The sequence below is a fragment of the Pseudomonas sp. S07E 245 genome, assembly GCF_019599025.1.
GTDB lineage: Bacteria > Pseudomonadota > Gammaproteobacteria > Pseudomonadales > Pseudomonadaceae > Aquipseudomonas > Aquipseudomonas shirazensis.
On sequence record NZ_CP080625.1, the window covers coordinates 2,585,038 to 2,604,411 of the forward strand.

The 19,374-nt window shown below is 63.3% G+C and carries 14 protein-coding genes; 12 read left to right on the forward strand and 2 right to left on the reverse strand.

Translation table 11 applies throughout. From position 1 onward, the window contains the following. The first annotated feature begins 99 nt into the window (after window positions 1-99). Window positions 100-918: a pyruvate, water dikinase regulatory protein gene (locus K3F44_RS11980; protein WP_101321333.1), complete on the forward strand. Its 819-nt coding sequence runs from the start codon at window positions 100-102 to the stop codon at window positions 916-918. Between the two features lie 803 nt (window positions 919-1,721). Here K3F44_RS11980 and K3F44_RS11985 read toward each other — a convergent pair. Beyond that, a complete protein-coding gene (locus K3F44_RS11985; RefSeq protein ID WP_220634090.1) occupies window positions 1,722-6,587 on the reverse strand; it encodes an NAD-glutamate dehydrogenase in 4,866 nt (1,621 codons plus the stop codon). Between the two features lie 326 nt (window positions 6,588-6,913). Between K3F44_RS11985 and K3F44_RS11990 the strand changes: the two genes are divergently transcribed. The 5 genes from K3F44_RS11990 (at window position 6,914) to K3F44_RS12010 (ending at window position 11,881) form a co-directional block, all read left to right on the forward strand. After that, window positions 6,914-7,267, forward strand: coding sequence for a hypothetical protein (locus K3F44_RS11990; protein WP_101321337.1), 354 nt, complete (start codon window positions 6,914-6,916; stop codon window positions 7,265-7,267). Between the two features lie 82 nt (window positions 7,268-7,349). Then, entirely contained in the window at window positions 7,350-8,060 is a 711-nt protein-coding gene (locus tag K3F44_RS11995; RefSeq protein ID WP_220634091.1) for a FadR/GntR family transcriptional regulator, read from the forward strand. 105 nt (window positions 8,061-8,165) lie between these two features. Then, window positions 8,166-9,359 carry an L-2-hydroxyglutarate oxidase gene (lhgO, locus tag K3F44_RS12000; protein ID WP_220634092.1) on the forward strand — a complete coding sequence of 398 codons (1,194 nt, stop codon included), beginning with the start codon at window positions 8,166-8,168 and terminating at the stop codon, window positions 9,357-9,359. Between the two features lie 38 nt (window positions 9,360-9,397). Beyond that, window positions 9,398-10,726 (forward strand): MFS transporter, encoded by a 1,329-nt coding sequence (locus tag K3F44_RS12005; protein WP_101321344.1) that lies wholly within the window; start codon window positions 9,398-9,400, stop codon window positions 10,724-10,726. A 195-nt stretch (window positions 10,727-10,921) separates the two neighbouring features. Continuing rightward, entirely contained in the window at window positions 10,922-11,881 is a 960-nt protein-coding gene (locus K3F44_RS12010; protein ID WP_101321346.1) for a MoxR family ATPase, read from the forward strand. 6 nt (window positions 11,882-11,887) lie between these two features. On the opposite strand, the gene K3F44_RS12015 is transcribed toward K3F44_RS12010, so the two are convergent. Next, the gene (locus K3F44_RS12015; protein WP_188036446.1) at window positions 11,888-13,177 is read right to left on the reverse strand and encodes a DUF2235 domain-containing protein; all 1,290 of its coding nucleotides are present in this window, start codon (window positions 13,175-13,177) and stop codon (window positions 11,888-11,890) included. A gap of 298 nt (window positions 13,178-13,475) precedes the next feature. Between K3F44_RS12015 and K3F44_RS12020 the strand changes: the two genes are divergently transcribed. The 6 genes from K3F44_RS12020 (at window position 13,476) to K3F44_RS12040 (ending at window position 19,329) form a co-directional block, all read left to right on the forward strand. Further along, on the forward strand, window positions 13,476-14,420 hold the full coding sequence (locus K3F44_RS12020) for a DUF58 domain-containing protein (protein WP_101321350.1): 945 nt from the start codon (window positions 13,476-13,478) through the stop codon (window positions 14,418-14,420). Beyond that, entirely contained in the window at window positions 14,417-14,911 is a 495-nt protein-coding gene (locus K3F44_RS12025) for a DUF4381 domain-containing protein (RefSeq protein ID WP_188036447.1), read from the forward strand. The genes K3F44_RS12020 and K3F44_RS12025 overlap by 4 nt, the downstream gene beginning before the upstream one ends. Then, window positions 14,904-15,980, forward strand: coding sequence for a VWA domain-containing protein (locus tag K3F44_RS12030; protein ID WP_101321354.1), 1,077 nt, complete (start codon window positions 14,904-14,906; stop codon window positions 15,978-15,980). The genes K3F44_RS12025 and K3F44_RS12030 overlap by 8 nt, the downstream gene beginning before the upstream one ends. Window positions 15,981-16,112: 132 nt before the next feature. Beyond that, on the forward strand, window positions 16,113-16,190 hold the full coding sequence (locus K3F44_RS25115; protein ID WP_409077670.1) for a hypothetical protein: 78 nt from the start codon (window positions 16,113-16,115) through the stop codon (window positions 16,188-16,190). 98 nt (window positions 16,191-16,288) lie between these two features. After that, window positions 16,289-17,701, forward strand: a complete 1,413-nt coding sequence (locus K3F44_RS12035) for a tetratricopeptide repeat protein (protein WP_409077671.1) — start codon at window positions 16,289-16,291, stop codon at window positions 17,699-17,701. Further along, entirely contained in the window at window positions 17,698-19,329 is a 1,632-nt protein-coding gene (locus K3F44_RS12040; protein WP_188036448.1) for a BatD family protein, read from the forward strand. The genes K3F44_RS12035 and K3F44_RS12040 overlap by 4 nt, the downstream gene beginning before the upstream one ends. Window positions 19,330-19,374 lie beyond the last annotated feature (45 nt).

A 19,374-nucleotide genomic window follows, 5' to 3' on the forward strand; every position in this document is an offset into this window, starting at 1 on the left:
CCGGGACCTGGAAAATAAGTGAGAATGCCAAAAGCCGCATTCGGCAAAGCGAACTTATCATATCCAAGAAACGTCATCAGCTTAAGGCCTAGGGTGCAAATGAAACGAACCGCGTTTTTCATCTCCGACGGCACCGGCATCACTGCCGAGACCCTGGGTCAAAGCCTGCTCGCACAATTCGAGAGCATTCCGTTCAATAAATTCACCCGCCCGTACATCGACAGCCCGGAAAAGGCGCGCACGATGGTGCTGCAGATCAACGCAGCGGCGGAGCGTGACGGGATGCGGCCGATCATCTTCGACACCATCGTCAACCAGGACATTCGCGAGATTCTGGCGACTTCCAACGGGTTCATGATCGATATCTTTTCGTCGTTCCTGTCGCCCTTGGAGCAGGAGCTGACCGCGCATTCGTCGTATTCGGTGGGCAAGTCGCACTCGATTGGCGGCAACTCCAACTATATGGAGCGGATCGAGGCGGTGAACTTTGCGCTGGACAACGATGATGGTGCGCGCACGCATTACTACGACAAGGCCGACCTGATTCTGGTCGGGGTGTCGCGCTGCGGCAAGACGCCGACCTGTCTGTACATGGCGATGCAATTCGGGATTCGGGCGGCGAATTATCCGTTGACTGAAGATGACATGGAGCGGCTGCAGTTGCCGGCAGTGCTGAAGAAGCATCACAGCAAGTTGTTTGGCCTGACCATTGACCCGGACCGGTTGACGGCTATTCGCCATGAGCGCAAGCCTAATAGCCGATATTCGAGCTTTGCGCAGTGTGAGTTTGAGGTGCGTGAGGTGGAGAATCTGTTCCGCCGGGAGAATATTCCGAACATTGATTCGACGCATTTTTCGGTTGAGGAGATTTCGGCGAAGATATTGGTTGAGAAGGGGGTTGAGCGGCGGTTCAAGTAGGTTGGCTTTATTGAATGTGGGCTTATCTGTTTGATTTAGTGGCAGTTTTGGCCCCTTTTGCCCTTACGGCGAGTCACTTTTTGACAAACGCCCCAAAAAGTAACCAAAAAGGCCAGGCTCTCACATACGACCCCTGCGCTACCCTCCGGGGTTTCCTCACTCCGGCATTGCTCCCGGAAGGACCGCGCTGAACGGGCCATCCTGGCCCGTAGCGCTTGCCGGCCATCCATGGCCGGCACCTCCCTTTGCAATGCCTGCGTTCGGCCTTCTGAGGTCGCGGGTAGATCAAGAGCACGCCTCGCTGCGCTGGCGCAGATCAAAAGCGACAGTCAAAAGCTAGGGCCGCTTCGCGGCCCTTCGCGGGCAAGCCCGCTCCCACAGGGATCTGCGGGGTCTCAGGTCAGCATTAATCCCTTTGGACGCTACGGCGCTCCAGCAAATTTGCTACACAACTCATGAACAACGCTGACCCTGTGGGAGCGGGTTCACCGGGACGCCGGACCGCCGCGAAGGGTCGCGCAGCGGCCCAGCTGTTGATCTTGATCTTGCTCTTGATCCACCGGCGACTCAGGAGGCCGGAGCGAGGAAACCCCGCAGCGCAGCGAAGGGGCCGGATGTGGAGCCAAGCATTTTTTTGGTTACTTTTTTGGGGCGTTTGCCAAAAAAGTGACTCGCCGTAAGGGCGAAAGGGGCCCGCAAACCCACCACAAAATCCGGATAAGCCCCAAACCCCTAAAAGCAAAAAACCCCGGCACCACCAAAGGCACCAGGGTCTCTCACTCACAAACCAACCAAATCAGCTATCAGGAAGGCACAACCACAGCCTGCCCACTCATAGCCAGATCAACCAACTCCCGGTTAGCGACCGCATACATCGCATAGTCATGCCCCGAAGCACTGCGCAGATCATCCAGCATCGCGCGCCAGCGCTCCACCATCACCCGCCGCTGCTCAGACCACAATGCCACCCGCGCATCCATGTCCTGCGGCGCATCGGCCATCTGCAGCACAGAAATGGTGATCGCCCGCTGCTGCAGGTCGATATCGTCACGGAACGCCTCACGCGCCAGCGCCTGCCAGTTGTTCTCCACCGGCAAGTTGCTGATCTCCTGCAGGTACCAGGTCAGATCCAACGCACTGCCCACCGCGAAGAACGCCTTGGCCACCTGCGCCGGGTCATGCCCGGTCACATCCGAAGCCTCGATGATCGGCAGCAACGTGTACAAATGCGTGGTCCCGGCAACCATCCGCGCCAGCAACTCGGGTACACCAGCCTCGACGAAGCCCTGATAACGCACCTGCCAGCGCTCACGGGTCGGCCCTTCCAGCAGCTCGTCCAGTTTCAGCCCAAGCTGGGCGATCTTCGGCCCGAAGTGCGCCACATCACGGCCTGCATCCTGCTCGTTGCGACGGCTACGCAGGAACCAGCGCGTGGCGCGACGGCCCAGACGCATCAGCTCATCCATCAGGGTCAGCTGAATCTCGGCCGGGACCTGATAGTCCAACGCCTCGATCTGGCGGAACCAATGCGGCAGATGGAAGATATCGCGCACAATCACATAGGCCCCGGCGACGTTGGCCGGGCTCATGCCAGTCGACTCCTTGAGCCGCTGGACAAAGGTGATGCCCATGTTGTTGACCAGGTCGTTGGCGATCTGGGTGCTGACGATCTCGCGCTTCAGACGGTGACGGCGCATGGCCTCGCCGAACTGGTTGAGCAGTGACGGCGGGAAGGCCGTCTCCATGTCGCGGGTCAGATAGTCGTCATCCGGCACCTGCGATTTCAGCAGTTGCTCTTTGAGGTCGATCTTGCTGTACGAAATCAGCACCGACAGCTCGGCCCGGGTCAGGCCCTGGCCTGCGGCCAGACGCTCGGCCAGTTGCTCTTCGGACGGCAGGAATTCGATCGCCCGATCGAGCTTGCCGCGCGCTTCAAGGTCGGCCATCAGGCGCTTGTACTCGGCAATCCGCTCGCGTACGCGACGGGCCGCCAGCGACAGCGCCTGGGTCTGCTTGTAGTTGTTGCCCAATACCAGCGCGCCAACTTCTTCGGTCATGCTGCCGAGCAGCTGGTTGCGCTGCTTCTCGGTCATGTCGCCACCCTGCACCACTTCGTTGAGCAGGATCTTGATATTGACTTCGTGGTCGGAGCAGTCGACGCCACCGGCATTGTCGATGAAGTCAGTGTTGGTCGCACCGCCGTTGAGGCCATACTCGACCCGGCCAAGCTGGGTCATGCCCAGGTTGCCGCCCTCGCCCACTACCTTGCAGCGCAGCTCGTTGCCGTTGACGCGCAAGGCGTCGTTGGCCTTGTCGCCGACGTCGGCGTGGCTTTCGCTGCTGGCTTTGACGTAGGTACCGATACCGCCGTTCCAGAGCAGATCGACCGGCGCCTGCAGCAGCGCGTGCAGCAGCTCGGTCGGCGTCAGACGGTCGGCTTCGATGGCGAAGCGTTCCTTCATCTGCGGGCTGATGCTGATGCTCTTGGCGCTACGCGGGAAGATCCCGCCGCCTGCGGACATGATGCTGGTATCGTAATCGGTCCATGCCGAACGTGGCAGGTCGAACAAGCGCTGGCGCTCGGCGAAGCTGCTGGCCGGGTCCGGATTAGGGTCGATGAAGATGTGCAGGTGGTTGAAGGCAGCCACCAGTTGCAGCTTGTCGGACATCAGCAAGCCGTTACCGAAGACGTCACCGGCCATGTCGCCGACGCCGACCACCGTGATCGAATCTTGCTGGACGTTGATGCCGCGCTCCCGGAAGTGGCGCTGCACGCCCACCCAGGCGCCGCGGGCAGTGATACCCATCTTCTTGTGGTCGTAACCAGCCGAGCCGCCCGAGGCGAACGCGTCTCCGAGCCAGAAGCCGTAGTCGATGGCAATGCCGTTGGCGATGTCGGAGAAGGTCGCGGTGCCTTTGTCGGCCGCCACCACCAGGTACGGGTCGTCATCGTCATGCCGCACCACGTTGGCCGGTGGCACGACGCCGCCGTCCTTGAGGTTGTCGGTGATGTCGAGCAGGCCCGAGATGAAGATGCGGTAGCAGGCGATACCTTCAGCGGCGATGTCGTCACGGCTGCCGCCCAGCGGCAGGCGCCGGGGCAGGAACCCGCCCTTGGCGCCGACCGGCACGATCACCGAGTTCTTCACCTGCTGCGCCTTGACCAGGCCGAGCACTTCGGTGCGGTAGTCTTCTTCACGGTCCGACCAGCGCAGGCCGCCACGGGCGACGTTGCCGAAGCGCAGGTGGACGCCTTCGACACGCGGCGAGTAGACGAATATCTCGAACTTGGGCACCGGCTTGGGCAGTTCGGGGATGAGCTTGGGGTTGAACTTGAAGCTGAAGTACGACTTGGCCTGGCCGCTGCTGTCCGGCTGATAGAAGTTGGTACGCAGGGTGGCTTTGATCAGGTCCAGGTAGCGACGCAGGATGCGGTCTTCGTTGAGCACCTGAACGTCATCCAGGGCGCTGTTGATGGCCTGTTCCAGACGCAGCTGCTTGTCTTCCAGATCATCCTGGGTGAGCTTGCGTGCCAGGTAGAAGCGGGTCTTGAACAGCCGGGTCAGCTCGCGCGCGATGTCGGTGTGGTTGTTCAGGGTGCTGGCGATGTAGCCCAGATCGAAGCCCAGACGAATCTGCTTCATGTAGCGGGCGTAGGCGCGCAGCAGCGCCACATCACGCCATGGCAGGCCGGCGGTCAGTACCAGGCGGTTGAAGGCGTCGTTTTCGGCGTCGCCCTTGACGATATGGATGAAGGCATCCTGCAGAGTGTCGTTGAGCTGCTGGATATCCAGGCTCAGGCCTTCGCTGTAGGTGAATGCAAAGTCGTGGATCCAGTACTCGCGGCCATTGGCGTGGCGCAGGCGGTACGGGAACTCACCCAGCACACGCAGGCCAAGGTTCTCCAGGATCGGCAGCACGTCCGACAGCGCCAGCGGGGTATCGGCGTGGTACAGCTTGCAATGCAGCAGACGCTCGCCGTACTGGCCCAGGGGCTGATAGAAGCTCATCGCCAGCGGCTTGGCTTCGTTCAGGGCCAGCACATGTTGCAGGTCGACGACCGCCGAATGGGCGCCAAAGCGCTCGCGGTAGCCCGCCGGGAAGCCCTTGGGGAAGTCCGCCAGGATATTGGTGCCCTGAGCTTCGCCGAAGTTTTCCACGACCAGTGCGGAGTAATCGTCCTGCCACGAACGGCAGGCCTGGATCACTTCGTTTTCCAGCTGCTGCGGGTCGATGTCGATGCGGTTCTTCGGGTCTACCCGCAGAATCAGTTGCACGCGCGCCAGTACCGACTCGGAGAAGAACGTCCAGAATTCGCAATCGCTGGCCTTCAGGCGCTCCATCAACACTTGCTGGATCTTCTGGCGCACTTCGGTCGAGTAGACCTCGCGCGGTACATAGGCCAGGCAGTAGCAGAAGCGGCCGTAAGGGTCTTTGCGCAGGAACACGCGGATCTTGTTGCGTTCCTGGATCTGCACGATCGACATGACAGTGCTGGACAGCTCGTCGATCGGGGTCTGGAACAGGTCGTCGCGCGGCAGCACTTCGAGCACCTGCGCCAGTTCCTTGCCCAGGTGGGCCTTGGCATCGAAGCCGGAGCGGCGCTCGACTTCGGCTACCTTGCCGCGGATGTACGGAATGGCATGCACGCTCTCGCCATACACCGACGAGGTGTACAGGCCCATGAAGCGGCATTCCTTGATGACCTTGCCGTCGGCATCCAGCTGGCGGATCGACACATAGTCCGGGTAGGCCGGGCGGTGCACACGGCTCGGCAGTGCAGCCTTGGCGAAGGACAGCAGCAGCGGCTCGTTGAGGTAGGCCACAGCGTAGTCTTCGATGCGCAGCTCTTCGGCGGTCAGGCCGATGCGCAGGCGACGTGGCAGGCCGAGGAAGGACTGCTCGTCGTAGTTCATGCGGCCGCCATCGGGGCCGCCCTCGACGGTGAATTCTTCATAGCCGAGGAAGGTGAAGTGGTTATCCAGCAACCACTCGAGGAACGCCTTGACCTCGGCCTTCTCGTGCTGGGCTTGCGGGTACGGGGTCTGTTCGACCAGCGCCGCCACTTCGCGCAGCTTGGCTTTCATCGGTTCGAAGTCGGCAACCGCAACGCGCACTTCAGCCAGGACCTGTTCGATTTCCCGGGCCAGCGAGCTCAGTTCGGCTGCGTTGGCACAACGGTCGATTTCCAGGTACATCAGCGATTCATGTTGAACGCCGTCACCGTGGGTGCCTTTGGGCAGCAGCTCGAGCAGTTCGCCCTTGGCGCCGCGGCGCACGCTGAGCACGGTGGTCTGCAGGGTGTGGATGCTGTAGCCGCGGCGGTTCAGCTCGGTGCGTACCGAGTCGACCAGGAACGGCAGGTCATGGTGCAGGACTTCGACCACACTGTGGGTCGACTGCCAGCCATTGCGCTCGTAGTCGGGGTTGTACACCCGCACCAGCGGGGCTTCAGGGTCGAAGCGCTCGATGATGCGCCAGGCAGACAGGGTGCAGCCAGCCAGGTCGGAAAGCCGCCGCTGGGTAAGTTCGTCCAGAGAGATGATGCCGAAGAACTGTTCGGCGAACAGTGCCACTTGTGGCAGTGACTGTTCGCTGATGTGCTGCGCCAGGGCCGCTTGCAGTTGGTGCTGGAAGTCGGCTTTGCTGGCTGCGGTGAAAAACGCCATCTGTGGTACTCCGCTTGGGCTTTGTTTTGTAGTGAAGCGTCGTGCATGTGCGTGTTGCCTGGGATCAACAATAGCAACCCGGGGCAAAACAGGCCGATGAAACCAGGCGCTGAGCGTGTTTGCCACGCTCATCTGTTGGGTACCTGCAAAAGCGACTGCCTGTGGCTGTGCCTTTACGGGGACCCATCGACTGCGCAGCTTAACGACTGAGCGGTCACCGCGGCTTGCAGCGCTGCGACATATTCGGTCAATGCCCGGTAACATTCGTTTATGGAACGGCGCAAGACTGGCAGAATTCCATTTCATTTCGTCAATTCGAGCCGACCATGCAACTGACCACCCCCCTGCTGTTCGCCACCCCTTGCGATGATGAAGAAGACAACATGGCGACCCTGTGCTGCCACAGCGACCAGGGCCAGATGTTCCTGCTGACCCGCTACCCGGACGAAGACACCGTCGACCTGACCCTGGACGATGAGCCGTCGACCCTGGACGGTATCAAAATCACCTTCAGCGCCAAGCGCCTGCTGCTGGAAGTTGCCGCCGGTGACACTGACGCCCTCAAGGGCGATGAGACCCTGGAGATCGTATTGACCAGTGACGGCAATGACCTGGCCGAGATCGACGAGACTTTACGGATCATTCTGAACGGCACCGGCACTTACGTCAGCGAGCTGTAATCTGGCTGAGCTGGGGAAATTATTGACAGACACAGCGGATAGCGGGCATTGTCTGACAACCTGATCAATAGGCACTCCGTCCATGTTAGAGCTACAGCGCCCAGATACTCTGGTAGAAAGGGTTGTCAGCGCCATCCGTGCGGAAATCGACAGCGGCCGCCTGGCTGCCGAAGCACGCCTGCCCACCGAACAGCAACTGGCCGAGCAACTCAACGTCAGCCGCTCGGTGGTGCGCGAGGCAGTGGCTCAGCTCAAGGCCGACGGGGTGCTGATCGCCCGTCGTGGCCTGGGCTCGTATATCTCGCAGACGCCCCATGGCACGGTGTTTCGCTTCCCCGGCAGCAACGGGCGCAAGCCTGATCTGGTGCAGATGTTCGAAATGCGCCTGTGGATCGAAACCCAAGCGGCCGCCATCGCTGCCCGTCGCCGCGATGCGGGCGACCTGAGCAACATCGCTGCAGCGCTGGAGCAGATGCTCGACCCGCGCAATGACCTGGCCGCCGCCGCGGCCGCCGACGTGGCCTTTCACCGGGCCATCGCCGAGGCGAGCAAGAACGACTACTTCGTCGCCTTTCATGACTTTCTCGGCAGCCAGTTGGCCGCCGCGCGGCAGCGTGCCTGGGAAAACTCGGCGTCGCCTGCGGTAGGCGGCCCGGCAGACGCCAACCGGGAACATCAGGCGTTGTACCAGGCCATCGCCGATGGCGACCGTCACGCCGCTGCGAGCTGCGCCGAAGCGCATCTGCGGGCCTCGGCCAAACGCCTGAAAATTGAGCTTCCTGAACTGAACTGAACCGAGCAAACCGACCCTGCCCAATCAAGGCAGGGTTTTTAACGCACCACTTAGTCTGACAACCTGATAAGCAGATCCACTGACAAGAATGCCAAGGTACCCTGCATGACTTACGACTACTTGATCATCGGCGGCGGCATCGTCGGCCTGGCCACAGCGATGGCACTGCTCGGGCAGCGCCCCGGCGCTTCGTTGCTGATCGTGGAAAAAGAGGCCAGCCTCGGCCGCCACCAGACAGGCCACAACAGCGGCGTGATCCATGCCGGGATTTACTACGCGCCTGGCAGCCTCAAGGCCGAGCTGTGCAAACGCGGCGCGCAAGCGACCAAAGACTTCTGCAGCGAACACGGCATCCATTTCCAGGTCTGCGGCAAACTGCTGGTTGCCTCCAACGAACTGGAGATGCAGCGCATGCAGGCGCTGTATCAGCGCTCGCAGGAAAACGGGTTGAAGGTCGAGCAGCTCGACGCCGCTGAGCTCAACCACCGCGAACCCAACATCGCAGGGCTGGGCGCGCTGTTCGTCGATGCCACCGGGATCGTCGATTACCGCCAGGTGTGCCAGGCAATGGCCAAGGTAATCGAACGCGCTGGCGGCGAGCTGCGCCTATCGACCAGCGTCCGCTCGATCAAGGAATATTCCGAGCATGTCGAGGTATGCAGCGACGAGCACCGCTGGCAGGCGCGCCAGTTGGTGGCCTGCGCTGGTTTGCAGTCCGACCGCCTGGCACGCCTGGCCGGCGTGCGCATCGATCACCAGATCATCCCGTTCCGTGGCGAGTACTACCGCTTGCCTGCGAGCAAAAGCCAGATCGTCAACCACCTGATCTACCCGATTCCGGATCCGCAACTGCCGTTTCTGGGGGTCCACCTGACCCGCATGATCGACGGCAGTGTAACCGTCGGACCCAACGCGGTACTCGGTTTTGCCCGCGAGGATTACCGCAAGTTCGCCCGCAACTGGGCCGATATCGGCGAATTCGCGCGTTTCCCGGGCTTCTGGAAAACCCTATGGAACAACCTCGGCTCGGGTACCGCCGAGATGAAGAACTCGCTGTTCAAACGCGGCTATCTGCAGCAGTGCCGCAAGTACTGCCCGTCGCTCGAGGTCGACGACCTGCTGCCCTACGAAGCCGGCATCCGTGCCCAGGCGGTGATGCGTGACGGCAGCCTGGTACATGACTTTCTGTTCGCCGAGACACCGCGCATGGTGCATGTCTGCAATGCGCCCTCGCCCGCTGCCACCTCGGCCATCCCGATCGGTCAGATGATCGCCGAAAAGATCCTCAACGCCCGCTGAGCTGCACCCCTAACTACAAAGACAATAAGGACAATCAGATGTCGGTACATCAAGCAGCAGTGACCGCAAGTGAAACGCCAGAACAGACACGCAAACGCCTGCGCAAAGTGGCCGCGGCGACCATTTTCGGCTCGATGCTGGAGTGGTACGACTTTTACCTGTACGCCACCATGGCCGCGATCGTCTTCTCGAAGATCTTCTTCGACGCCAGCAACCCTGCCGTGGCATCGCTGCTGGCGTTCTCGACATTCGCCATCGGCTTCATCGCCAGGCCCTTCGGCGGCGTCCTGTTCGGCTACCTGGGCGACCGGTTCGGACGCAAACACGTACTGGTGATCACCTTTTGCATGATGGGCGTATGCACCGCGCTGATCGGCTTGATTCCAAGCTATGCAACGATCGGCGTGTGGGCGCCGATCCTGCTGGTGGTGATCCGGATCATTCAAGGCCTGGGTGCGGGCGCAGAGCTGTCGGGGGCGGCCGTTACCTCCTATGAACATGCCAGCGAAGGCAAGCGCGGCAGCCAAGGCGCCTGGCCGGCACTGGGCTTGAATCTGGGCCTGCTGCTGTCGTCGCTGACCGTCTACCTGCTGACCATGAATGGCAATGACTTCCTGCTCGCCGGTGGCTGGCGCATTCCGTTCATTGCCAGCATCGTGCTGGTGGCAGTGGGCCTGTGGGTGCGCAAGAGCATTCCGGAAACCCCAGACTTCAAGGAACTCGATCGCTCCGACGCCAAGCCGCAGATATCACCGCTGAAACTGCTGTTCAAAAATGACCTGAAAGGCCTCGCAGTGGTGTTCTTCGTCGCCATCGGCTACAACGCCCTGAGCTACATCTTCAAGACATTCTCGCTGGCCTACCTGACCCAGTTCAAAGGTGTAGAGGCGCACGTCACGTCGCTGTCGGTGACCATCGCCAGCCTGGTTGCGATCTTTGCCGTGCCGTTCTTCGGTTGGCTGTGCGACCGTTGGAGCAGCAAGACCGTGTTGATGCTGGGTGGCGTGCTGTCTGCCCTGTTCGCCTACCCATTCCTGCAGTTGCTGAGCACCGGCGAGCCGAGCATGATCTACCTGGCGATCGGGATCGGCACCGGGATTCTGGCACCGATGATGTTTGCCCCGCAGGGCTCGTTCCTCAGCCGCCAGTTCCCGACCCAGACCCGCTCATCCGGGTTTGGCACGGGCCGCGAAGTCGGTACCGCCGTGGCCGGCGGCCTGGCGCCGTTGGGCGGGCTGGCCCTGGTGGCCAGCTCGGCGACGCATTCCACCGACGGCGTCGCGCTGATGCTGACCATTGCCGGGATATTGGTTGTGGTGTTTGCGTTCTTTGATCAAGGCCGCAAGCACTCCAGCTCGAAAAACTGACGGCCGCCCAGCGCCACCGCCCTGTTGGCGACCTCACTGCAAACAGGGCAGTGGCCTGTGACACCCAACAGCCTGTGCCAGCGATAAATTTCGCCTCTGCCATTGGTCGTCACCACCCCGGATGGATTAAAGTAGCAGGCCCTGCCCGGGCTGCCTGCTGGCAACTCCCCGGCCTCTCTCCAGGAACCGTCGCCGATGGAACACCGTGAAGCGCTGAACGCGCTACGCACCTTTCTTTCCTCCCAGATTCTGGGCCAGGAAAAACTGGTCGAACGCCTGCTGATCGTCCTCCTTGCCGATGGCCACATGCTGGTCGAAGGCGCCCCGGGGCTGGCCAAGACCAAGGCGATCAAGGAGCTGGCCGAGGGCGTCGAGGCGCAATTCCACCGCATCCAGTTCACCCCCGACCTGCTCCCCGCCGATATCACCGGAACCGAGATCTACCGCCCGGAAACCGGCAGCTTTGTCTTCCAGCAGGGGCCGATCTTTCACAACTTGGTGCTGGCCGACGAGATCAACCGCGCGCCGGCCAAGGTTCAGTCAGCACTGCTCGAGGCCATGGCCGAGCGCCAGGTCAGTGTCGGCCGCAGCACCTACGACCTGTCGCCGCTGTTTCTGGTGATGGCCACGCAGAACCCGATCGAGCAGGAAGGCACCTACCCGCTGCCCGAAGCTCAGCTCGACCGCTTCCTGATGCACGTCAAGATGGGCTTCCCCGACGCGGCAGTCGAACGGCGCATTCTGCAGCAGGCCCGCGGCGAGGCGCTCAATGGCGAGACCAAGCCCGAGCGGCGGGTCAGCCAGCAGGCGATTTTTGCTGCGCGCAAGGAAATCCTCGGCCTGTACATGGCCGATGCAGTGGAGGAATACCTGGTGCAACTGGTGATGGCCACGCGCACCCCGGCCAAGTTCGACAGCGACCTGGCTGACTGGATCGCCTACGGCGCCAGCCCGCGTGGATCTATCGCGCTTGACCGTTGCGCCCGTGCGCACGCCTGGCTGGCCGGGCGCGACTTCGTCAGCCCCGAGGATATCCAGGCGGTGCTGTTCGACGTGCTGCGCCACCGGGTGATCCTGTCGTTCGAGGCGGAAGCGGCCGGGGTCGATCAGGACCGCGTGGTCCAGCGCATCCTTGATGTGGTTGCCGTTGCCTGAGGCCGATCAGACGTTTGGCTCTACCAACCGCCCCTCATCAGCCGGGCGGTTGAGATAGACCAGATCGTCTGGCAGAAACCCGCAGGCAGTGAATGCCTCCCAATTCGCCGTGGTGTGCACGTATTTGCGGTACAGCAAGTGTCGCTCTGTCTCGGTCAGGCCAATCTCCGCCGAGCGGCCTAGGGCGAAATCTTCCAGTTTGCCAGCGATAACCAGCAAATCCTGAGGCAGCTCCCATCCTGGCGAGGGCGCCGACAGCGGCTGCATCGGCACCTGCGAGTCGACCGCAAGGGCATGCATGATCCTCAGATAGACTCGCGACAAATGACCATGAACCTCGCGCTCACGATGCAGCACGGCATTCACGGTCTTGCGGTGTCCAAGCAAGCCTGCCAGCGCTTCCCACACCCGCACTTGCGGCGTGAGCCCAGGTACATCGGTATAGTCTGCGGCCAGCGCGAGCGCCGCAGCGTAAGCCTCGCTGTCGAACGGATCGGCATCCGCATTCAAATCACTCGTTTGCACACGAGACAGGTCGATTTTTTCGCGGCTCACTTGCAGATAGCCGCCGCCGAGATCGGCATGGGCACCGGGCAAACGCAGGTCGTTGCCGGTCGCGACCAGCGGATAGTTGTAGCGATGCTCGTCAGCCGCTACCAACTGTATGACCTTGCCGGCGACGCCCGGCGCCAGGGCCAGATGCAACTGTCCGTAGTCGCCATTGGTCGAGGTGAAATTGAACTTCAGCGGTTCGACGATGGCCCCGACGGTGTCAAATAGACCTATGAAGTCGATAGCGACGCCCTGCTCCCATCCCAGGCATGGTGAGAAATCGCAGGCTTGCGCAAGCAGGCTTTGAGTGCCTTTGCCTAGGTCATTGGCAAACGCTCGCGCGCCAGCCGCACCGCGACTGAAACCAAACAGGTCAAATTTCAGCGCCTGAAGCTGCACCGAGGGATGGCTCTGTCGCCAGGCCTGTAATTTCGCGGCCAGGGCCAAGGCAGCTTGCCCGAGGCGTTGACGAACCCCGGTTCCGCCGCTACCGGTATACCAGCCAATGTCGGAATCCGGTTTGCCCTGGAGGGTTCCTGGCCCTTCAACATACAGGCTCAGAAATCCTCGCGCGACTGGGTAGGCGTCATACAACAAGGCTATATTGGAGAGTGCACTCGCGTAGCTACCCGTTGCCTGCTCGGGCACAGGCTCGTCCCCTTTGACGGCGTTGCTGCGGTTGTTGCCTGTGCCATCGAAAAACACGCCGATACGCAGCGTGGTTGGCTCATGTTCCGTTGCCATGGTTGAACCTCCGTGATCAAGGGCACCATTGAACGGCACACGGCCTGCACGCGAGCATCAGCCAAATCTGTGAGTACCGTGTGATCAGCGGTGCAGACGAAGGCCACACGCCGCAGTTGCAGTCAGTTTTTTAGCATTCACGTTGGCCGGCAATGCTGCGGATGCTTTAAAGTATTGCGCTCTGCGCAGCTCGCCCCCTGGCCGATGCGCTCCCTACCCAGGAACCGTCAACCATGCACCATCCTGACGCACGCATAGCGCGGCAAGACCTGCGCGGCTTCGCGGTCGCCTGACGCCCATGCCCACCGCACAATTGGCCGAACCCGGTATCCGCACCAGTCTCAGCGAGCTGATCGACATGCGCCACCGCGTGCGCGAGATTCAGCTGTTCTCGCGGCCCGGCCAGCGCAGCCCGCTGGTGGGCCTGCACCTGTCGAAGCTGCGCGGGCGTGGGGTCGATTTCGACCAGGTGCGGGTCTACCAGGCCGGCGACGACGTGCGCAACATCGACTGGCGGGTGACCGCGCGCACCCAGGAGCCGCACACCAAGCTGTTCCATGAAGAGCGCGAGCGGCCGATCTTCATCATGGTCGAGCAGAGCCAGCGCCTGTTCTTCAGCTCCGGGCTGACCTTCAAATCGGTGCTGGCGGCTCAGGCGGCTGCGCTGTTCGGTTGGGCGGCACTGGGCCACAACGACCGCATCGGCGGGCTGGTGTTCGGCGATAACGAGCACTATGAAGTCAAGCCAAGGCGCAGCAAGCAAAGCCTGTTGCAGCTGCTCAACCGCCTGGCCAAGGTCAATCAGTCACTGCACCCCGAGGCCGTGCCTCAGGCCGACAGCCTGTCGCTGGCCCTGCGCCGGGCGCGCGAAGTCCTGCGCCCAGGCAGCCTGGCCATCGTCATCTGCGATGAGCGCGCCCTCAGCGAAGGCATCGAGCAGCATCTGTCGATGCTCTCACGCCATTGCGATGTGCTGCTGATGCCGGTTTCCGACCCACTCGATCATGCCCTGCCTGCCGCCGGCCTGCTGCGCTTCGGCCAACGCGGCGCGCAGTTGGAGCTGGATACCCTCGACGGCAATCTGCGCCAGGCCTACCGCCAGCAAGCCGAAGCGCGGATCGAGCGCTGGGAACTGCTGGCGCAGAAACTGCGTGTGGTGCTGATGCCGCTGAGCACCCAGAGCGAGATGGTCGAGCAACTGCGTGAATACCTCAACGCGCAGCGCCCGGGGCACCGCAAGTGAACCCGCTGGACGAGCTGCAACCGTTGCTGGCGCCGCCGGCGATCAGCCTGTGGCCGCCGGCGCCCGGCTGGTGGCTGCTGCTGGCACTGCTGCCGGTGCTCGCCTGGGGCCTGTGGCGACAACGCTACTGGCGCCCGGGCAAACGCCGCGTAGTGCGCGCCGAACTGCCGCTTGACCCGGTCCGCGAAGCAGCCCTGGCCGAACTCGCGCGCCTGCCGCGCCCCTACGACGGCGCGCCGGCCGGTGCCTGGCTGCAGCAGATCAACGCGCTGCTCAAACGCCTGTGCCGCAACCATTATCCGGGCGCCAACAGCCATACCCTGAGTGGCCGGCAGTGGCTGGCGTTTCTCGACAACCGCTGCCCGGCGGCAGGCTTGACCCGCTGGATGGTGCTGGTCGAAGGCACCTACAAGCCCGAGTGCAAGCTCGACGACAAAGCCATCGTCGGCCTCAGCCAGGCGGTCGAAATCTGGATTCGCAAGCATGTTTGAACTGGCCTGGCCGTGGATCTTCGTGCTGCTGCCGCTGCCGTGGCTGGCACGGCTGGTGCTGCCGGCTGCCGACAGCGGCGAGCCGGTGCTCAAGGTCGGCTTCATGAACGAACTCGAAGGCCTGGCCGGGCGCCGTGCCCGTCTCAATCTGCCCACCTGGCGCCAGCAGGCGCCGTTCGTGCTGATCTGGCTGCTGCTGCTGTTGGCAGCGGCGCGCCCGCAGTGGCTGGGCGAACCGGTACCGGTGGAAGCCAGCGGTCGCGACCTGCTGGTGGCCGTTGATGTGTCCGGCTCGATGGACTTCCCCGACATGCAGTGGCAGAACGACGAAATCAGCCGGCTGGACCTGGTCAAGGCGCTGATGGGCGACTTTCTCCAGGATCGCCAGGGCGACCGGGTCGGCTTGATCCTGTTCGGCAGCGAGGCCTACCTGCAAGCGCCGCTGACCTTCGACCGACGTACCGTGCGCACCTTCCTCGACGAAGCGCAAATCGGCATCGCCGGCAAAAATACCGCCATCGGCGACGCCATTGGCCTGGCCGTCAAGCGCCTGCGCCAACGCCCGGCGCAGAGCCGGGTGCTGGTGCTGATCACCGACGGCGCCAACAACGGCGGGCAGATTCATCCGCTGACCGCGGCCCGCCTGGCGGCCCAGGAGAACGTGCGCATTTATACCATCGGCATTGGTGCCAACCCCGAAGCCAGCGGCACTCCCGGTTTACTCGGCCTCAACCCAAGTCTGGACTTGGACGAAGCGTCGCTGCGCGAAATCGCCGACATCACCCACGGCAAATACTTCCGCGCCCATGATGGTGCTGAACTGGATGCCATCGGCGACAGCCTCGATCAGCTTGAACCGGTCGCTCAGCAACCGACCCAGACCCGCACCGCGAAAGAACTCTACGCCTGGCCGCTGGCTCTGGTGCTGCTGCTCAGCGTGTTATTGGTGATTACCACGCTATGGCCTGACAACCTGCTGCAGCGCGCCCTGCGCCGGCCACGTTTTCTGCAACCGCACCCTGAATGGCGCCAGCGCCTCAAGCGTCTGCGCCTGCGGAGGCGGCGATGATCGATCTGTGGCCCCAATGGCTGCGCCCGCTGTGGTTGCTGGCCGTGCCGCTGCTGGTCTGGCTGCTGTTCAAGCTGTGGCATCGGCGCAAGCGCGCGGGCCGCTGGCAGATGATTCTGCCGGCGCAGTTTCATGCGGTATTGCTCGGTGGCGGCAGTGGCAGCAACAGCAAGCTGCCATGGATCGCCCTCGGCGGTGCCTGGCTACTGATCGTACTGGCCCTGCTCGGCAGCAGCTGGCAACGCGTCGAGGAAACCCGCCAGCGCCCGGCCGACCCGCTGGTGATCATGCTCGAGCTGACCCCGCAGATGCTCGCCGAGGACAGCACGCCGAATCGCCTCGAACAGGCCCGGCGCAAGATCCTCGACCTGCTCGAGCACCGCCGCGACAGCCAGACCGCGCTGGTGGTCTACGCCGGCAGTGCGCACACGCTGGTGCCGCTGTCGGATGACCTTGGCACCACGCGTAACCTGCTGGAAGCGATCGACCCGTCGATCATGCCGCAACCCGGCCAACGCGCCGACCTCGCCGTGCAAAAGGGGCTGGCCCTGCTCGCCCAGAGCGGCCTCGGCCAAGGCCGCCTGCTATTGATCGGCTCATCCCTGAGCAATAGCGAACGCGATGGCATTCTGCGTGCCCTGGGCCGGCAAGGACCAAACCTGTTGATGCTCGGCATCGGCAGCAGCGAAGGCGCGCCGGTCCGCCAGGCAAACGGCGAGTTCCTCAAGGATGAGCAAGGCGCAATCCTCTTGCCACGACTGGACAGCGCCAGCCTCAAGGGCTTCATCAACAGCACCGGTGGCCGCTACCGCCACGCCCGCATCGACGACCTCGACCTGCGCGGGCTGGGCCTGTACGACAATCCACGCGCCCTGCGCAGCGACGGCCAGACCGTGCAACTGGACAGCTGGGCTGATCAGGGTTACTGGTTGCTGCTACCGCTGCTGCTGTTGGCCGCCTGCGCCGGGCGGCGTGGCTGGCTGTTCTGCCTGCCGCTGCTGTTCTCCCTGCCGCAGCCCAGCCAGGCCTTTGAATTCAACGACCTGTGGCTGCGCCCCGACCAGCAAGGCCAGCGCCTGCTGGAACAGCAACGCCCCGCCGCTGCCGCGCGCCACTTCGAAGACCCGCAATGGCGCGGCATGGCCCTGTACCAGGCCGGCGACTATGAAGGCGCGGCCAAGGCCTTCGCCCAAGGCAGTTCCGCCGCCGCACACTACAATCGAGGCAACGCACTGGCTCGCGCCGATCAGCTGGAAGCCGCCTTGGACGCCTACGAGCAGGCCCTGGAACGGCGCCCGGATCTACAAGCGGCGCTGGATAACCAGGCGCTGGTCCAGCAATTGTTGCTGCAGCGCCAGGCCAAGGCCCAAGCCGAAGAGCAGCAAGCCAAGGAAGATGCACAAGGCGCCCCCGGCAAGGACACCGACGGCAACAGCAGCTCGGCCAGCGATCAGGCACCCGGCGATGCCGACCAGCCCCAGGCCAAGGCCGGCCAGGAGCAAGGCGACAGCGCCAGCAACACCCCGCCCCCCGCCGGCAATCAGGCGGGTGACGACGATAACCTTACCCAACCGCCGCAACGCCCGGTTTCCACCAGCCTCGATGGCGAACAACGCCAGGCCCTGGAACAGTGGCTGCGGGAGATCCCGGACAACCCTGCGCAGCTGCTGCGGCGCAAATTCTGGTATGAACAGCAATTGCATCAGGAAACCCCACGATGAGTCGCTGCGGCGTCTTGCTTGTCAGTCTGCTCTGGATGCTTCAGGTCCAGGCCCAACCGCCGCTGCAGGCCAGCGTCGATCGCACCCGCCTGGAAGCCGGCGAAACCTTGGAGCTGATCCTCGAAAGCGAGGACGTCACCCAGTTCGGCAAACCCGACCTGCGTGCGCTGGAGGGCGACTTCGATGTGCGTGGCACGCGCCAGCTCAACAGCCTGCACACGCTGGATGGCGAGACCCGCGCCAGCACCCGCTGGATCATCACCCTGCTGCCAAGGCGCAGCGGCAGCCTGAGCATTCCCGCGCTGCAACTGGGCCAGTCGTTCAGCCAGCCGATCGAGGTGCAAGTGCTGCAGGCCGGCGACAACCGCCCGGAAAGCGCCTCGCAGGTGTTCGTCGAGGCGACCCTGGACAACAACGATGTCTACGTTCAGGCCCAGGCCGTGCTGACCCTGCGCATCTATCATTCGGTGTCGCTGTATGACGACAGTAGCCTCAGCCCATTGCAACTGGACAACGCCAAGGTCGAGCCGCTGGGTGAGTCGCGTACTTATGAGAAAGAGATCAACGGCGTGCGCCATGGCGTGATCGAAACGCGCTACGCGCTGTATCCGCAGCAAAGCGGCACGCTCGATATTCCACCGATGACCTTTACCGCCACCGCTGCTGCCGCTGATACCGGCGAGCAGCCGTCTGCTGCCCCGCGCGCAGGCCGCCAGGTCCAGGTCAGCTCGTTGCCGCTGCGCCTGAGCGTGCGGCCGATACCGGCCAATTACCCAGCCGGCGCCGCCTGGCTACCGGCGCGCAGCCTGACCCTGGAAGAACACTGGAACCCGGACCCGAGCAAACAAACCGTGCAGATCGGCGACTCGCTGACGCGCAGTATTACGCTGCGCGCCGACGGCCTCTCCAGCACCCAGCTGGCGCCGCTGCCGGCCACCGAAATCATCGGCCTGCGCCGCTACCCGGACCAGCCACTGCTGCGCAACGAGGTCACCGAGCGCGGCATGACCGCCAACCGCGAAGAGCGCGAAGCGCTGGTGCCGACCCACAGCGGCGAGTTGACCCTGCCGGCGCTGGAAGTCACCTGGTGGAACACCCGCGAAGACCATCTGGAAAACACCAGCCTGCCGGCGCGCAGCCTCAGCGTGCAGGACAACCCGGCCCTGAGCGCCGAGACGCCGGTGGGTGACAGCAGTTCATCCAGTCGCCTGCTCTGGCCGTGGCAACTGGCAACCCTGCTGCTGGCCCTGAGCACTGTGCTCGGTTTCACCCTGTGGTGGCGAGCCCGCTCGCAGCCAGCGGTGCTGCGTGCGGCGCAGACCGGCCCGAGCCCGCGGACCTTGCTCGATGACCTTAAACGCGCGTGCCAGGCCAACGACCCGCAGGCGACCCGCCAGGCCCTGGATGCCTGGGCGCGCCAGCATCCGGAGACGCTGGCCGAGATGGCGGCGCGCTTCGTGCCGCTGTCGGATGCGCTGGATGGCTTGAACGGCGCGCTGTACAGCGAGAGCGGCCAGCACTGGCAGGGCGACGATCTGTGGCGTGCGATCAATGCGATTCCGCCGGCCGAGCAGTTGCTCGACCCGGTCGGCGATGGCGGCAGCTTGCCGCCGCTCTATCCGAAGTAGCCCGGCGCGGCTGACCCGTTGAGTTACCATGCGCCGCGACCGCTG

Bases quoted from the DNA above. Each gene is read 5' to 3' on its own strand.
- K3F44_RS12035 (WP_409077671.1), top strand. From the start codon at position 16,289: ATGCTCGCCGAGGACAGCACGCCGAATCGCCTCGAACAGGCCCGGCGC.
- K3F44_RS11990 (WP_101321337.1), top strand. From the start codon at position 6,914: ATGCAACTGACCACCCCCCTGCTGTTCGCCACCCCTTGCGATGATGAA.
- K3F44_RS11985 (WP_220634090.1), bottom strand. From the start codon at position 6,587: ATGGCGTTTTTCACCGCAGCCAGCAAAGCCGACTTCCAGCACCAACTG.
- K3F44_RS12010 (WP_101321346.1), top strand. From the start codon at position 10,922: ATGGAACACCGTGAAGCGCTGAACGCGCTACGCACCTTTCTTTCCTCC.
- lhgO (WP_220634092.1), top strand. From the start codon at position 8,166: ATGACTTACGACTACTTGATCATCGGCGGCGGCATCGTCGGCCTGGCC.
- K3F44_RS12030 (WP_101321354.1), top strand. From the start codon at position 14,904: ATGTTTGAACTGGCCTGGCCGTGGATCTTCGTGCTGCTGCCGCTGCCG.
- K3F44_RS25115 (WP_409077670.1), top strand. From the start codon at position 16,113: ATGCGGTATTGCTCGGTGGCGGCAGTGGCAGCAACAGCAAGCTGCCAT.
- K3F44_RS11995 (WP_220634091.1), top strand. From the start codon at position 7,350: ATGTTAGAGCTACAGCGCCCAGATACTCTGGTAGAAAGGGTTGTCAGC.
- K3F44_RS12040 (WP_188036448.1), top strand. From the start codon at position 17,698: ATGAGTCGCTGCGGCGTCTTGCTTGTCAGTCTGCTCTGGATGCTTCAG.
- K3F44_RS12020 (WP_101321350.1), top strand. From the start codon at position 13,476: ATGCCCACCGCACAATTGGCCGAACCCGGTATCCGCACCAGTCTCAGC.
- K3F44_RS12005 (WP_101321344.1), top strand. From the start codon at position 9,398: ATGTCGGTACATCAAGCAGCAGTGACCGCAAGTGAAACGCCAGAACAG.
- K3F44_RS11980 (WP_101321333.1), top strand. From the start codon at position 100: ATGAAACGAACCGCGTTTTTCATCTCCGACGGCACCGGCATCACTGCC.
- K3F44_RS12015 (WP_188036446.1), bottom strand. From the start codon at position 13,177: ATGGCAACGGAACATGAGCCAACCACGCTGCGTATCGGCGTGTTTTTC.